Annotated in this window: 11 protein-coding genes; 5 read left to right on the forward strand and 6 right to left on the reverse strand. The window is 42.9% G+C overall.

Annotated features, from left to right (window positions below; genetic code table 11):
* Positions 1-451 precede the first annotated feature (451 nt).
* From R7Z77_RS00990 to R7Z77_RS01010, 5 genes are all read left to right on the forward strand, one after another.
* Positions 452-1,609 (forward strand): efflux RND transporter periplasmic adaptor subunit, encoded by a 1,158-nt coding sequence (locus R7Z77_RS00990; protein ID WP_318136579.1) that lies wholly within the window; start codon positions 452-454, stop codon positions 1,607-1,609.
* A 13-nt stretch (positions 1,610-1,622) separates the two neighbouring features.
* A complete protein-coding gene (locus tag R7Z77_RS00995) occupies positions 1,623-4,781 on the forward strand; it encodes an efflux RND transporter permease subunit (protein ID WP_064354526.1) in 3,159 nt (1,052 codons plus the stop codon).
* Between the two features lie 324 nt (positions 4,782-5,105).
* Positions 5,106-5,372 carry a hypothetical protein gene (locus tag R7Z77_RS01000; RefSeq protein WP_064354527.1) on the forward strand — a complete coding sequence of 89 codons (267 nt, stop codon included), beginning with the start codon at positions 5,106-5,108 and terminating at the stop codon, positions 5,370-5,372.
* Between the two features lie 395 nt (positions 5,373-5,767).
* Entirely contained in the window at positions 5,768-6,616 is an 849-nt protein-coding gene (locus tag R7Z77_RS01005; RefSeq protein ID WP_213967455.1) for a DNAase, read from the forward strand.
* Between the two features lie 170 nt (positions 6,617-6,786).
* Positions 6,787-7,626, forward strand: coding sequence for a hypothetical protein (locus R7Z77_RS01010; protein WP_064354529.1), 840 nt, complete (start codon positions 6,787-6,789; stop codon positions 7,624-7,626).
* Positions 7,627-8,133: 507 nt separating this feature from the next.
* On the opposite strand, the gene R7Z77_RS01015 is transcribed toward R7Z77_RS01010, so the two are convergent.
* From R7Z77_RS01015 to R7Z77_RS01040, 6 genes are all read right to left on the reverse strand, one after another.
* Positions 8,134-11,235: an efflux RND transporter permease subunit gene (locus R7Z77_RS01015; protein ID WP_318136580.1), complete on the reverse strand. Its 3,102-nt coding sequence runs from the start codon at positions 11,233-11,235 to the stop codon at positions 8,134-8,136.
* Positions 11,232-12,560: an efflux RND transporter periplasmic adaptor subunit gene (locus R7Z77_RS01020; RefSeq protein WP_025767987.1), complete on the reverse strand. Its 1,329-nt coding sequence runs from the start codon at positions 12,558-12,560 to the stop codon at positions 11,232-11,234. The genes R7Z77_RS01015 and R7Z77_RS01020 overlap by 4 nt, the downstream gene beginning before the upstream one ends.
* Entirely contained in the window at positions 12,547-13,203 is a 657-nt protein-coding gene (locus R7Z77_RS01025; RefSeq protein WP_025767986.1) for a TetR/AcrR family transcriptional regulator, read from the reverse strand. The genes R7Z77_RS01020 and R7Z77_RS01025 overlap by 14 nt, the downstream gene beginning before the upstream one ends.
* 192 nt (positions 13,204-13,395) lie before the next feature.
* On the reverse strand, positions 13,396-14,055 hold the full coding sequence (locus tag R7Z77_RS01030) for an HAD family hydrolase (protein WP_064354532.1): 660 nt from the start codon (positions 14,053-14,055) through the stop codon (positions 13,396-13,398).
* 2 nt (positions 14,056-14,057) lie between these two features.
* Complete coding sequence (locus tag R7Z77_RS01035) at positions 14,058-15,077, reverse strand: ABC transporter ATP-binding protein (protein ID WP_005373862.1); 1,020 nt, start codon at positions 15,075-15,077, stop codon at positions 14,058-14,060.
* Entirely contained in the window at positions 15,074-15,862 is a 789-nt protein-coding gene (locus tag R7Z77_RS01040; RefSeq protein WP_064354533.1) for an ABC transporter permease, read from the reverse strand. The genes R7Z77_RS01035 and R7Z77_RS01040 overlap by 4 nt, the downstream gene beginning before the upstream one ends.
* Positions 15,863-15,864: the final 2 nt, after the last annotated feature.

Below are 15,864 nucleotides of genomic sequence, written 5' to 3' on the forward strand. Positions count from 1 at the left end.
ACCCAGAACCGTTTGATAACGAGCGATTAATCAATGAATTGCCATAGAGCCTGCACCAAGTTCAACTTTTAGAGCGCAGATAATCATTTATTTTAATTATCATTATGGCCGTATTGGTCATAATCACTAATATCTGGTGATTATGACCAATAGCACACTGGATAAAATAATGGTTTTTATATAACCATATGATTTTTAATAAATAAATGCTTGGCATGTCATTTGCTGTTTAGAATAAAAGTTAAGTCAGAGCAACTTGCGCAGTTGGTTAATTTTTTGTTAATTTTATTAACTTTGAATTGGCAATAACTATCTAGTTCGCTGCTTAAAAGACTAGGCAAGTGCCGCTTTGATGTTTATTCAAATTCAATTCTCTCACCACCATGCTTACCGGGAGCAATGGACTGAATAAAAGTGTGGTGTTGAAAACAACAATAAAAAAGGATTTTCGATGTTAGCAAAACCCATATTACGTTGGCTTTTACCCTTCGTCGTCGTTGGAGGCTCTTATGCAGGATATGCTGCAATTGCCGCAACTGCGCCGGAAAAAGAGTCAACCAAAGATGCAATTACAGAACCTACTGTTCAGGCTTCTTCTCTTTTTCCTACTGATCACAAAGTGGTGATTACCAGTCACGGTGAATTAGTCCCTTTTGAAAAAACACACCTTTCCGCGCAAGTCAGTGGTGAAGTGATAAGTTGGCACCCGAATTTTGTAACGGGTGGCATCGTGAAACGAGGAGAGGTTCTTTTCACAATTGAAAGTGACAACTATGAAGCGTCGGTTTTACAAGCTGAAGCCGATTTAGCTAGTGCACGCGCAAACTTGATTGAGGAACAAGCGAAAGCCGAAGTTGCAAAACGTCAGGCAAAGAGACTGAGCGATAAGCAAGTGACGGATCTGTATTTACGCAAGCCTCACGTTTTGAGCGCACAAGCCCAAGTGAAGTCGGCTCAAGCGGCACTCAAACGAGCAAAAAGAGAGTTAGAAAATTGCAAAGTCGTTGCACCTTACGATGCGCTGGTTGTTGAGCGTGATATTGGTGTTGGTCAATTTGTTACATCTGGTTCTCGAGTTGCCACGTTAAACAACATCGAAGTGGCAGAGGTGCATGTACCCATTGCCGATTTTGATAGTGCATTTTTACCCGAATCCATTGGTGAACTCACTGCGACAGTGACGCAGCAAGGTGTATTTTCTACCACTAGAGAAGGTCGAGTAGTTCGTGATTTAGGCATGATTGATAGCGCTACCCGAATGATTAACATGGTCATTCAAATCGCGGACCCATACGGTGTCGATAACCAGCAGCCTCCAATTAAATTCGGCTCCTACGTTGAAGTGAGCTTCACTGGTAAGGAACTTAAGCATATCTACCGCTTACCACAGGAATTAGTAAAAAATCGTACCGTGTGGGTAGTGAATGGCGATAATCAACTTCAACCCAGAACTGTCACGGTTTTGAGAGCAGAAGGTGAGTTTTTGCTGGTGGGCGAAGGCTTAGAGCAAAGTGATAAGTTGGTACTGACCTTACCAGAGTACCCTCAAAAAGGCATGGCGGTACAAATCGCAAAAAAGAGTGACGACTCCGAAACCGTCGTACAGTAAGTAGGAGTTTGTCATGGAAGATACTAAACAAAAGGGCTTGATTGCCTATTTTGCGAATAACCCCGTCGCTGCCAACCTTTTGATGGTGTTCATCATTATCATGGGTGTGGTGAGCTTTCTCTTTATTCAAAGGCAGATGTTTCCGAATATTGAGGTGAACTACATTGATGTTCGTGCGACTTATCCTGGCGCTTCTCCTCAAGAGATAGAAGAGAGTATTCTCGTTAAGGTCGAGGAATCGATTAAAGACGTCACCGGGATTAAAAAAGCAGTCTCAACGGCCTCTAGAGGTAGCGCGTATGTTTCCATCGAGGTAGACGTTAATGCCGATATCAAGCGTGTCTTAGATGATGTAAACCAACGTATTGATACATTGTCTAACTTACCAACGGGTATGGAACCAATCAATGTTTACCAAGTTGAATGGCGCCAAGATGTAATCGAAATGGGATTAGTTGGGGACCGACCGCTCGAGGAGCTTAAACCGATCGCTAAGCAAATCGAAGATGAATTACTTCAGTTAGAAAACGTCATGCTGGTGTACCTGAGTGCGCCAGAAGAAGAAATAGCGATTGAAGTTGACCCACTTGTTCTTCGTAAATACGACCTGACGTTGAGCGATATCAGCAGCGCGATCAGCCGTTATTCAGCTAACTTTTCTGCGGGCGAAGTAAAAACAAATTCAGGGATGATTGCAGTAAGGATTGAAAACCAATACTACCGTGGTGATGAGTTTAGAAATATTCCTGTAAAGCTTGGCGCAAATGGTGCGAAGGTTTTACTGCAAGATATCGCCACGATCAAAGATGGTTTTACGGAAGAAGAGCGCTATTTTGAATACTCAGGGCAAAATGCGATCTACATGTCTGTTGAAGCAACTCGTGATCAGAACATTATCCCTGTTGCACAGTCCGTTCGTAATTATATTGAAGCAAAAAACAAGACATTACCGCAGGATGTTAAGCTCAAAGTCTTAGTTGATACGACTTATTATTTAAATGGGCGTCTCGACATGATGTTGAAAAACTTGCTGCAAGGCGCTGCATTAGTCGCGATTATGCTGACCATTTTCCTACGTTTCCGCTTGGCTATGTGGGTAATGATCGGCTTACCAGTGTGTTTCCTTGGTGCGGTGATGATGATGCCAGCTTTGGGTATTACAGTGAACATCGTCTCGCTGTTTGCTTTCATTATGGTGCTCGGAATTGTGGTGGATGACGCCATCGTCATGGGAGAAAGTGCGTACAGTGAAATCGAAGAAAAGGGCGGCGGTGTCGAGAACGTGGTACGCGGTGTCAAACGTGTTGCTACGCCAGCGACATTTGGTGTTCTGACAACGATTGCTGTATTCGCACCATTCTTGCTTTCGAGTGGTATTGATAGCGCTTTCTTTTATGGTATCGCGGGGGTTGTGATTCTTTGTTTGATCTTCAGTTTGATTGAATCAAAGTTGATCCTACCAGCGCACTTGGCGCATACCCATTTTAAACCAGTCAAGCCTGGTGGATGGCGAGATCGTTTCAACCAACGTTTCTTCGGCTTTGTAAACGGTCCGTATCGTAACTTTGTAACAACATGCACCCATTGGCGCTGGACAGTGTTTGCGGTGTTCTGTGGTTTACTGCTGATCAGCGCGGCTTTGATCAACGCGAATTATGTTCGGGTGATCCCTAACCCTAAAGTGCCGACCGACTATCCTGCGATCACTATTGAAATGAATGATACCGTTTCAAGTGAGCAGACAATCAGTGCACTCAAGACTATTGAACGTGTCATGCAAAAGATCGAATCTGAGACCATTGCAGAACATGGTCAAGGAATGATTCGTGATGTGCTGTCGTACAACAGAAGCCGCACCGAAGGTCGTGTATTAGTGCCTCTGGTTGATGAAGAGTTACGCCCGTTCAATACATTTGAACTGGCTCGACGTTGGCGTGAAGCTATGCCTGTTATCCCAGGTATGAAGAGCATCAAAATCCGCGAGCAGAGTGCGGGTGGTGGTGACAGAGATGAGTTTGGCTACTTGTTGTTTGGTTCTAACATCAGTGAGCTCAACGAGGCTGGGCGTTACTTGATAGAGCGTTTACAGCAGGAAGAAGGGTTATATGATATTTCATCTTCTATTGATTCTGGAAGCAAAGAAGTACTCCTGTCTCTTGCGCCTGTAGCGTACGATCTCGGTCTGGATCTCACCATGATCGCAGAGCAAGTTGGTGGCAGCTTTTATGGTGGCGAAGCACAGCGCATTATTCGTGATGGTGAAGAAATTAAAGTTATGGTGCGTTACCCGCAATTGACGCGTGAAGCATTCTCATCATTGCGTTACGCTGTGATTACCACACCAGCAGGTAAGAAGGTCATGCTAGGTGATGTGGTGAAGATCAACGAGCAGCCGGGCGTGAGTAGCATTCGACGTGAAGGCGGGTATCAAACCGTTTATGTTTATGGTTCCATAGACGAAGAATTGGTTGAGCCTCAAGAAATCGTTAAGGTCATTGACGACAATATCTTACCGGACATGAAGCAAGCCTTCCCAACTGTGAAAACAGAATTGGGCGGTGATATTGAAGAGCAGGCTGCGCAGCGTAATGAACAGATTTTGTTCTTTATTGCAGGCATGATCATCGTCTACATCTTGTTAGCTGTACCGTTAAAAAGTTATACCCAACCTTTGATTGTCATGTCCGTCATTCCGTTTAGTCTGACGGGGGCGATTTGGGGCCATTTCTGGCTAGGTTTAGACATAAGTATGATGTCGACATTTGGTTTGATCGCCGCTGCTGGCGTGGTTATTAACGACTCTCTGGTTATGACAGATTACGTAAACCAAGTGAGAGAAAAGGGTATGAACATCAAACAAGCGGTTGTTGAGGCGGGTTGTGCTCGTTTTCGAGCTATCACGCTCACCTCAATAACGACGTTTGCGGGTGTATTGCCGATAATGTTTGAAACGAGTTTGCAGGCGCGTTTTGTCATACCGATGGCTGTCGCTTTGGGCTTTGCGGTGTTGTACGCAACGGTTCTGACTTTAGTGTTGGTGCCTTGTTTGTATTTAATGCTTGAAGATATTAAAAATATTTTCAGATCGATTAAGAGGTTTATCCATCGTTTGATTAATCGTTTCAGAAAGTCGCCAGTGACGTCGAGCGTTGAAGCAAGCGTATCGAGTTAACAAGCTTGATGTTAACGATTAGGAGCAGCCTTCGGGCTGCTTTTTTGTTTCCGTATTTTGATTCAAAGCGATTTTTTAGTGGGCAGTTACGTAATTATCTGATGAGAAAACTGCCTGACAAAGCATTTCTAATATGTATGTTTCTAATGTTTTAAATTTGCATGGTTAATTTGACGCTTGGTTAGCGAAATTTACCAGACGAAGATAACGTTGAATATGAGGTTTTATTTAAGTTGTTGAAAAATAACAAAATAAAAGTTGGCATCGTATGTGCAATATATAAATTGTAATTAAAATTAACTGCTAATCCTCAAGGAGCTTATTATGAAAAGCGTATTTCTATCTACTCTAAGTCTTATTGCTGTAATGTCATCACCAATCGCTGCTGCTAACACTTTAGACAAAGAGGAGTGGAGCTCAGATTTACGTCAGGACTTTTCTGAAATGAAACATGAAGCTATAGCAGATATTCAGCAAATGAACATGGATGCCATTCGTGCACGTGATGAGCGTATCGTGAAAAACATTAAAGATGAGCAAGAACAGTTAGTAAAGGTAACGTGCCACAAAGAGAAAGCAAGCAAGTCATAAACGCCGATAAAAGAGACTAACAGACGAAAATGAATCCAATACGAGTTCGGTGTTAGTTAGCAGTAAGCACTGACCTTGTTGCTCTACTTGCCAGCCTTTTAAGGCTGGCTTTTTTGTTTCTCATTTCATGGGTGGAGATCAGATCCTCAAGCTTATTATCAATAGTTGGCGTGTTTGATGAGCTATTGCTGGATGGAGCGGATGTAACTTTCAAAAGTGTAGATTTCAGTAAAGTGGAGGTGATGTTAGATATTTAAAATTTAGAAAAGATCCGATCTCCTTTTTGATCTTCATAATACCTTAGTATGTGGCTTACCTTTACTTGAATTAGAGCTCATATTGCAGGCTCTCGTTTAAAGGTATTGATGCATATTTGAAGAGTAAGAGATAGACATATGAGTTTTATTAAAATGTGTAAAGATGGTTTTAGAGGAAAGCCGGATTTCTCTGACTTATTACATAATGCGTTCCAGATAGATGACTTAGTGCTGTCATTTAAGTGTCCGAACAACATATATGAAGGACATGTATACCAGGATCTTGTTAATTTAGAACAGTTCGATGTTGAATCAAAAATAGAGAGGCATGAAAGGTTTGTAAAGTTAGCTACGGTATATTTTTTGTTTCAGAAGAAAATATTAAACCCTTTGCTTCCTATTAACAAACAAGGTGGATTATATATTAGGCTACGGGTTAAATCTACTGGAGAAGATATTGATAATATTAGTCAATTGTCCTCATTTTTAGAGAGAGAATATTATGATTTTTATCATGCCCCGGAGCAAAGTGAAGGCTCTATGAGGGGGTATCATACAGACTTGATGAAAGAATTGACTAAGCGTGCGAATAAACAATGGGGAGAAATTCCAGAAAGTGAAGACCGAAAAAGAGAAAAAGAAGAATATTTAATTAGAGGTTTCTTAAGTGGTTATCCACCAATAAAGTGTGAGATAGTTGAAGTTGGAAAAAACAAATACTCAAAATACTCAGAAGGTAATCTTAAGTATAAGAGTGAATTACGAAGAGTATACAATTTACCCATAAAAAATGAATTCTACCTGAGCATCGAGTTTTGGTATAAGTACGAATCGATGTTTGCTAAGCAGAAGTTTTTAGATTGGGTGAGAAGTGCGGATGAAACCTTTGAAAAAAAAGTATTGGAATTACTGGATTTGTCTCCGCTCATCGACTCGTATACAGCCAAAGCAGTAAAGGGATTGAACGAAAAAACTAAGGCTGAGTAACACAGCGTCAGTGTCAAGAAAAGCTAGCAAAGTATGTAGCCATGAGAGAAAAATGAATCAAATTGGATGTCTATTTACCTTTGTACGCCATGGCGCATATAAAGCCAATGGATTTAGTATAGAGCTTATCACAAATATCAATACATATTTAAATAACAAGAGATATAAATATGAATTTTATCAAAATCTTTAAAGATGGGTTTAGAGGGAAACCAGATTTTGCACACTTGTTACATAATGTATTCCAGATAGATGACTTAGTACTATCATTTGAATGTCCGAACAATATATATGAAGGTCATGTATACCAAGATTTTATTGAATTACAACGATTCAATATTGATTCAAAAGTAGAGCGGCATGAAAAGTTTATAAACTTGGCCACGATTTATTTCTCTTTTCAAAATAAAATAATAAATCCACTATTACCAATCAATAAACAAGGTAGCTTATATATTCGGTTAAGGATTAAATCTTCAGATAAATATATTACTAGTGTTAATCAACTATCTTCATTTATAGAGAAAGAGTACGTGGATTTTTATCATGCTGTAGAGTCACCTGACGGTTCTCAAAAAGGTGATCATACAGAGTTGATGAATGATGCCATTGCGTATGCAAATCATCGTTGGGGAATGGACCCGATAAACGAAGAAAAAAAGAGAGCGAAAGAAGAGTTCCTTGTAGGAGAGTTTCTTCGTGGTTACCCTCCAATCAAATGCCAAGATATCAAGATTGGTGGAAATACATTTTCAAAATATGTAGAAGGAAATTTGGAGTATAAAAAAGACTATCGAAGAGTGTACAATTTGCCTATCAAAAATGAGTTTTACTTTAGTATTGAATTTTTATATGAAATCGAGCCTATGTTTGCTCAAAAAAAGTTTTTAGATTGGGTAAGACACGCGGATGAAATCTTTGAAAAAAATGTTTTAGAGTTGCTAGCACTGTCTCCGCTTATTGATTCGCATACTACCTCCAAATCCGAAAGGTTGGCAAAAAAAAGTTGATCCAGAGCGTTCATACTTAACTTAAAGAAAAAAGCCCGCGAAGAATGCTTTCACGGGCGAAAAAAGGGCACCAAATTGGGTGTCTATTCATTTTGGAGGTGGTCGAACGTCCATATAAAACTGACAATAGGCTTGGTGAGAGGCTTACCACCAGTGCGACCAACGAGGCTAAAGTTAACATTGTTGTAATGATTGTTAAAATGTTAATTCTTCAATCAATGTTTTCATTATCGTGAGTTTAAATTGTGAATGTGTTGCCTGCGTGTATTTTTACTCTGTGAAATGCCGTTTTTGACAATAAAACATATTATAAATCTTGTGTTGGTTATTTGATTTGGTTATATAAAACTCAACATACTTAATCCTTAACTGTTCATATTTACACTTAATGAGACACAATAACCCTCTGTTTGTTAACTGATTGTGTGTTTTTTAACGCGTTGGTATTGAACAAAAAGCGACCTAAGCCGCTCTTGTTCATTTTGATAAGTTTACTTATCAGTCGTTTTAGATTTCTTCGTGCTTATGGACTAGGCCGAAGTCAGCTAAAATGGCATACGCAGCAGGGATCATAAACAACACCAGCAGAGTGGATGCGAAAATACCAAACACGATGGAGATAACCAGTGGTTGGATAACCTGTGCTTGCAGGCTGGTTTCAGTCAGTAACGGAAGCAAACCTGCTGCAGTGGTCATTGATGTCAGGAATACTGCTCTAAAGCGTTCCCGACTGGCTTTGACGACCGAGTCGTGCACATTATCCCCTTCATCGACATGATGGTGTATGTACTGAACTAACAGAATCGAGTCATTCACCACAATCCCCGCTAATGAGACGAAGCCCATCATACTTGGCATACTCAATGAGTGACCGAGTAGGATGTGTCCCCATACCACGCCAATAAAGGCGAGGGGAATCGCAAGCATGACGACGAATGGTTCCAAATAACTGCGGAATTGGTAACTCAGAATCGCAAACACGCCAAACAAACCAAGCAAGAAGCCTTTACCCATTGATGCCCCAGTTTCAGCGGTATCTTTGGCTTCGCCTTCAAAATCAAAGCGAAGACCAGGATACTTTTGCATAAGCTTTGGTGCTTCATCTTGTTGGAACTGACGAATAATGGCGGTTGAGTTGGCTTTCGTATTGTCGATATCGCCGAATACGCTCACAGTCCTCAAGCCATCAATGCGCTGGATTCTTACGTAATTACGTTGGAAATCCAAAGTCGCAATGGTTGCGAGGGGGATTTGACTGCCATCGGACAAGATAATCGGAAAGTTTGCCAATTGCTGTAAGTCACCGGCTTGTGCTTTATCGAGGCGAACTTCGATGGAAATGTTTTCTACCCCAACTTGGATCTCGTCTGCGGTTTGGCCAAAGAAAGCCGCACGCAATTGATTGGCAATGAGCTGACCGTTAATACCATAAGCTTCCGCCCCAGGACGAAGTTTAACCAAGACTTCTTCTTTACCCATGCGCATGTCATCTAATACGCCATGGACACCGTCAAACTCATTTAAGTATTGCTGAATGTCGATAGAGGCCGCTTTGAGCGCATCCAGATCATCATGTTTCGCTCGAATTTCAATCGCTCGTCCACCTGGCCCCATGGTCGGTTGTTTAAATACCAGTGAGATAGGATCGGCAAGTTCACCAATGTCTTCACGCCATGCGTCGATAAATTCATCGATGAGTGTGTTACGGCTCTCGGCGCCCAGCAAATCCAGACGTACCGTGGCAATGTGAGGGCCAGATTCATTCGCGTCGGCGTTAGCATTGAATTGACTGGTGATGTGCAGAACCAATGGATTGCCGTCTTCCACTTTTTCTGTCCATTCTTTATCTAGCTTTTGAGCGGAAGCGACGATCTTATCGACGACAGCTTCCGTTTGAGACAGAGAAGAACCCGGAGGAAGAATAATGCGCGCTTCTGCAATGTCGCCATCCAACTCCGGGAAGGGTTGGAACTTGAGTAAACCACCTACTAACGTGGCAGCGGAGATAAGAAGCAAGGCAACCACGCCACCCATAAAGGCATAGCGATACTCGACCACTTTATCTACTGCGTTGACCAAGGTGGTGTTGCGGAAGTTTTCAAAAGAAGCGAGCAGCTTTTGTTTGAACTTCGGTGTTTTTCGCTCTTGCTTTTGTTTATGTAGCGAATGAGAAAGGTGGTTAGGTAGGATCAAGAAGGCTTCCACCAAACTCAAACTCAAAACGAGGATCAGAACTTGAGGAACTGCTTTAAGTACCGCACCCATTTCACCTTGCAGGAATAACAAGCTACCAAAAATACACACCGTAGTTAGGAAGGAAGAAATTACCCCTGGCAGTACCTTTTTCACTCCTTTGATAACGGCATCATCGATCTCTTCTCCTCGGTCGAGGTGAGCGGCAATCGATTCGGCAATAACGATGGCATCATCCATCATGATACCGATGGCCATGAGTAACCCGACCAAAGACATGATGTTGATGGACAGGCCAAGTTGCGCCATCAAAAATAACCCACCTAAGAAGGCTACGGGCAAACCAGCTGCGACCCAAAAAGAGTAGCGAAAACTAAAGAACAACCACATGGTGGCGAAGACCAGAATGATACCTTGCCAACCGTTTTTGACCATCATGGTCAGGCGATCCCAAAGCACGGATGAAAGGTCATTGGTCATTTGTAGCATCACACCGTCTGGCGCGATAGCTTGTTGTTCTTCGACAAATTGAGCAACCCGTTCCTTGATACGCAGTGCGTCATCTTCTTTGTTTTTGCTGACTTTTAGTAGGGCAGAAGGGTGACCATCGAAGAGGACTTTCTGTTCGTCCAATTCAAACCGGTCGGTAATCGTCGCAATATCTCTTAGACGGATGATTGAGCCATTTGTACCAGAGCCCACGACGATAGTCTCAAGCTCTTCCGGCGTCACGCGTCGTTCGTCAAAGCGGATCAGAAAGTTCTTATCTGGCGTTTCGACATTACCACTTGGCAACTTGACGTTTTGACGACCAATCTGGTCCGCAATATCACCAACACTCAAACCAAGTTGTCGGATAGCTTGAGTGTCTAACTCTACTCGGTATTGGTGGTCAGAGAAGCCAGCAACTTCAACCAAAGAGACATCGTAATCGATTTTTAACGTGCGTTTAAGCTGTTCGGCATACGCTTTTAGCTCTGGCCATGTGGTATCTGCGGTGATCGCGACATCCACAACTGGCTCGTTCCAATCGAGCTCTTGGACCACAGGAGATTCAATCTCTTGTGGGAAGTCGTTTATCGAGTTGATCTGGGTTTGAACATCAACCAACATGCGCCCAATGTCGGCTTCTTCATTCAGTTTTAAGATAAGACGCGCAGAACCCTCAATCGCTTCACACTGAGTTTCTTTAATGTTGGCAAGGCCATCGACAGCATCTTCCATTCGGATACAGATGCTCTCTTCTACCTCTTGAGGGGAAGCGCCGGGGTAAACCACACCAGCTAGGATGTAGGGCGGATCAAACTCAGGAAAAGTTTCACGCTTAATCGTGGAAAGTGAAGAAATCCCCAATATCAGCAGCGTTAGCATCAGCAAGTTGGCTGCTGTTGGATGCTTGGCGAAGAATCGGATCATGAATCAGACTCCTCAATAGCCGTTTCTGACTGTTCAGGTGACTCTTTCAATAGCATGCCGTTAATCGCAGGCAGCAAATCGTTGATGATCAGCTTCTGACCTTGCTCTAGTTCACCATCGATCACCACTTGGTTATTGCGACGATATAACACTTCAACCGTGACGACTTGCAGACGATTGTCATCGCCCATCAGGTAAATCTTATTGCCATGAAGCGCACGCTCTGGGATGACCCAACTCGGGTTCTCTTGTCCCTCAATCAAGGCACGCACAAACATGCCGTTCACCAATGGAGGCGCAGACGTTGGGTTTAATGCACGGTAGTCTTGTTCAATTTCCAGAATCACACCGGCAGTCGCTTGGCTTGGATCAACCGTTTCACTGATGCGTGCAACTTTCGCAGGCCAGCTTGCAGAGAGGTTACCGCTGCTGAGTTCAATGTTGGCATGAATCGCATTCATATCAGGTTGTGGAATACCAGATTCATCACGGACAAACTCACCGATGCTCGCCGCCAAAGTTTGCATGTCATGAATGGATAGTTGAGCTTCCACTTCCATGACATCAATACCATGTCCTGTCACCATGGTTTGTTGGAGGTTAACCACTTGCTTTTTCTCAATTTCTACGTCAGCAATACGCAAATCGTAAGGAAGCGTGATGATAGTTTTATCAAGCGAGCGTTCGGCCTCATCCACTTTTGATGCATTAACTTTAACTAGGGCTTCCGCGACTCGTTTCTCATCCGGCATCAAACCAATTTGATTTTCAATATCCAGTACTAACTTACGTTGAGAGAGCGCGCTTTGCTCTTGCTGATCTACATCCGATTGCGAGGTTAAGCCTTTCTTACGTAGGTTTTGTTTACGGTCTAACTCTTTGTTGGCGATAACCAGACGGTTGGCTTCTATCTTGAGTGTGCTTTTGAGATTCGCTTCTTCTTGGTTCAGCTTAGCCAGAGAGGTTTGAGCAGATTTGAGATCGGCTTGAGCTTGAACCAGTTTCAACTCGTAATCGAGTGGGTCGATTCGCAAGATTTCCGTTCCTGCTTGCAGCACTTGTCCTTTTTCCAGTTGCGGATGACGGTAAACCACTTTACCGGTCACTTCGGCTATCGCTTTCCATTCAACTTTCGGTGCGATTTTACCAAAGCCAATAGCAACAGGTGCAATCGCTTTCAGCTCAAGTGGAATCGTCTCGACCAACCGTGCACGATCTCCAGCGGGTTTTACGGGCAAATCTGGTTTGAGGCTAATCGCCAAAAACAGAATGACGACCCCCACCGCAAGAGCAGGAAAGAACAGCAGCTTTTTATTTATCTTCATATTGGTCGCCCGAGTCTAAAAATCCATGTTTCATCAGTTGTATGTTGTGTTCGAATAATCGGTTCAAGAAGGCTTCAGAAAGTTCAATGCCATGAATGGCGAGCAGTGCTGGTGGTGCCATAAAAGGAAACACCATCAAGCTGATGTAAGAGACGCGACAAAGTTGAGGGTCGGCGTCTTTTCGTAAAACGCCACTGTCAATCAACTTATCAAAGATCACGCCTTGCATTGGCTTGCTGATATCTGCGAAGACTTTTTCGAGCAGTTTGCGTTGGGTTTCCGATGGGGGCATATGCATAACTTGGGCAACTAAGCGTGGGAACTGTGGTACCTTGATCATTTCGCGGTAGTAGGTACGCATTAGATCGAGAAAGTTTTGCTCGTTACTGTTGGATACCAACGTCTGCATCTGCTTTTGCATCGGTGACAGTGTTTCGCGCAACATGGTCTCGAACAAGCCTTCTTTGTTGCCAAAGTAGTAACGAATCATCGCCACGTTCACGCCTGCTTTCTGCGCGACTAGGCGAGTAGAGACCTTGTCATAAGCCATAATGGTGAAGAGTTCGCGCGCATGGAAAATCAGTTTTTCCCTTGCGTCGATATTATCTGTGGGTCTTCCCGCCCTTCGATGCGCTTCCGTCACAATCTTCTCTCAAAATATTAAACATTTGATTAATTATAAGACGCTGATTTCTCATGTGACATGTGAAAAATTAATCAGTATTTAATCAAGTGATTAATTTGTGATGAAGAGAAGTAAAAAAGAGCAGAAAGAACTGCTCTTTGAACAAATAGAAAAGTATTTACTTAGGAAGAACGGTCTTGTGAGGCTAGATCACCCCCAACTTAACACACTCCAATTCGGTCTGTTGGCGTGTTCTTTTAGTTGTGGGCATGGATTTACCAGATAAGCGTAGTTCGCGTATTCACAAAGCGGTAAATCGTTGATTGAATCGGTATAGAAATGGATTTCGGAATAACGCTCAGGCTGATTTTCTAGCCACTGTTTTAATCGCGTGACTTTGCCTTCACGATAACTCGGGATACCGTCGATTTCAGCAGTATAACGGTTGTTTTTCTCGATTAAATCAATTCCGAGTGCGGTTGGAATATTAAGACGGCGACCAACGGCTTCCACCAAAAAAGTGACGCTGGCAGAGATGATAACCATATCTATACCATCACGAGACAGTTGCTCAATCAGGGTTTTGGCTTGAGGGAACTGTTTAGGCAAAATATGGCTTTCAACACATTCTTCAACCAAGGCATTTACCTCTTCAATCGGCATGTTTTCTAGTGGCTTCATGGAGAACGCTAGATAGTCTTCCATGTCCATTTTGCCTTCAGAGTACAAGGCCATTAGACGCTGATCTTCCTTAATAAATAAAGGATCAGTCGCGATGCCTCTCTCAACCATAAACTCGTTCCAAATCATTGCGCAGTCAGCGTTTATTAGGGTTTCATCCATATCAAAAACATACAAAGGTTTGGACATGTTTAGGCTCTCACTGGTTGAATTTCGTTTAGGTTAAAGAGTAGCTCTAGTTGGCTGCCATTCGCTAGTAAGCGTTCTGAAGAGCGGTTAAGCAAGTCAACAGTGAGCTCACACTCTTCAACGTTCACTTGATAGCGAATAACATTACCTAGAAGCTGGTGGTTGGTGATCGTACCTACTTGTGGCGCTGAGATGTGGCTATCATATTGACGACCTTGCTCTTTTACATATATAGACTCTGGGCGAATCGCTACTTTCCATTCGGTATCAATGTTGAAGAGTTGCTTGGCTTTATTGGCCTCTACAAGGTTGTAGTGCCCCATGAAACCGGCCACAAACTCGTTAGCAGGATGAGTATAAATTTCTTCAGGTGTTCCTGCTTGAACAATTTCCCCTTTACTCATTAGGAAGATACGATCAGACATAATCATCGCCTCTTCTTGGTCATGAGTTACGAAGATAGTGGTGAGATTCATCTCTTTCTGAATGTCTCGGATTTGCTGACGAAGGTGTTTGCGGATTTTGGCATCAAGCGCAGAAAGTGGCTCATCAAGCAATAATATGCGAGGTTTCACCACCAACGCTCGAGCGAGTGCGACACGCTGGCGCTGACCACCAGAAAGTTGATGCGGATAGTGTTTTTCTTTACCTGCCAGATCCACCAGTTTGATGACTTTAGCCACTTCACGTCGAATATCATCATTCGCAAGCTTTTTCATTTTTAAGCCAAATGCAATGTTGCCTTCGACGGTCATATTGGGAAACAGCGCATACGATTGAAAGACCATCCCAATACCACGCTCTTGCGGGACTTGATGCGTGATATCTTCTCCGTTTACCCAAATCTCGCCTCCATCGACAGGGTTAAGCCCAGCAAGGCTGCGAAGTAGTGTCGATTTACCACAACCGCTAGGGCCCAAAAGCGTAATGAATTCACCTTGCTCGATGTTAAAGTGAATGTCCTCAAATACGGTGTTATCACCAAAACGTTTAGTTAGATTTTTCGCTGTTACGTAGCTCATTGTTTGACTCCTCGGCTGAAACGACTTGCCAACCAAGTCAGTAAAAAAATAAATAGGAAGTAGGTCATCACTAAGGCAGACGTAAAGTGGCCGCTCGTCTGACGCATGTTATACAAGTAGATTTGCAGGGTTTCATAACGTGTGCCGACTAAAATATTGGCGAACACAAACTCTCCCAATAGAAATGAAAATGAAAGGAAAAGCGATGCCATCAGTCCTTTTTTGAGGTTAGGTAAAATGACCATCAAAAACGCTTTGGTTGTGCTTGCTCCTAGCAAGTGTGCAGCGTCCATTAAATCGTTAAGGTTAATTGCTTCGAAGCTATTAGAAATCGCACGATACATGAACGGTAACGCGATGGTGAAGTAAGTACCTACTAGAATCCAAGGAGTACCGATAAGGGAGATTTCACTGTCAGCATAAAGTTGAAGCAAGCCGACGGAGGACACCACTGGTGGTACAGCGAATGGTAGCAAAATCAATACGTTCATGAGCTTATCGAGCCTTGGAAAGTAGTAAAACACCACGAATATCGCTGGCAGAACTAGAATCACACTGAGGGTTAGCGAAGCAATACAAATAAACAGCGAACGCCCAAATGCTTGCAAAAAGCGTGGGTCGGTCAGCAATTTAACGTACCAATCAAAAGTGAAACCATCTGGAAGCACCGTGGCGCCCCAGCGTGATGAAAGCGAATAGACAAAGGTCGCTAAAATCGGGATGAGCATGATCCCAACAATGGAATAAACCACCGTTTTATGGAATCGATTATTAACGTTGTGCATGA

This window comes from Vibrio sp. 1401 (assembly GCF_033340295.1).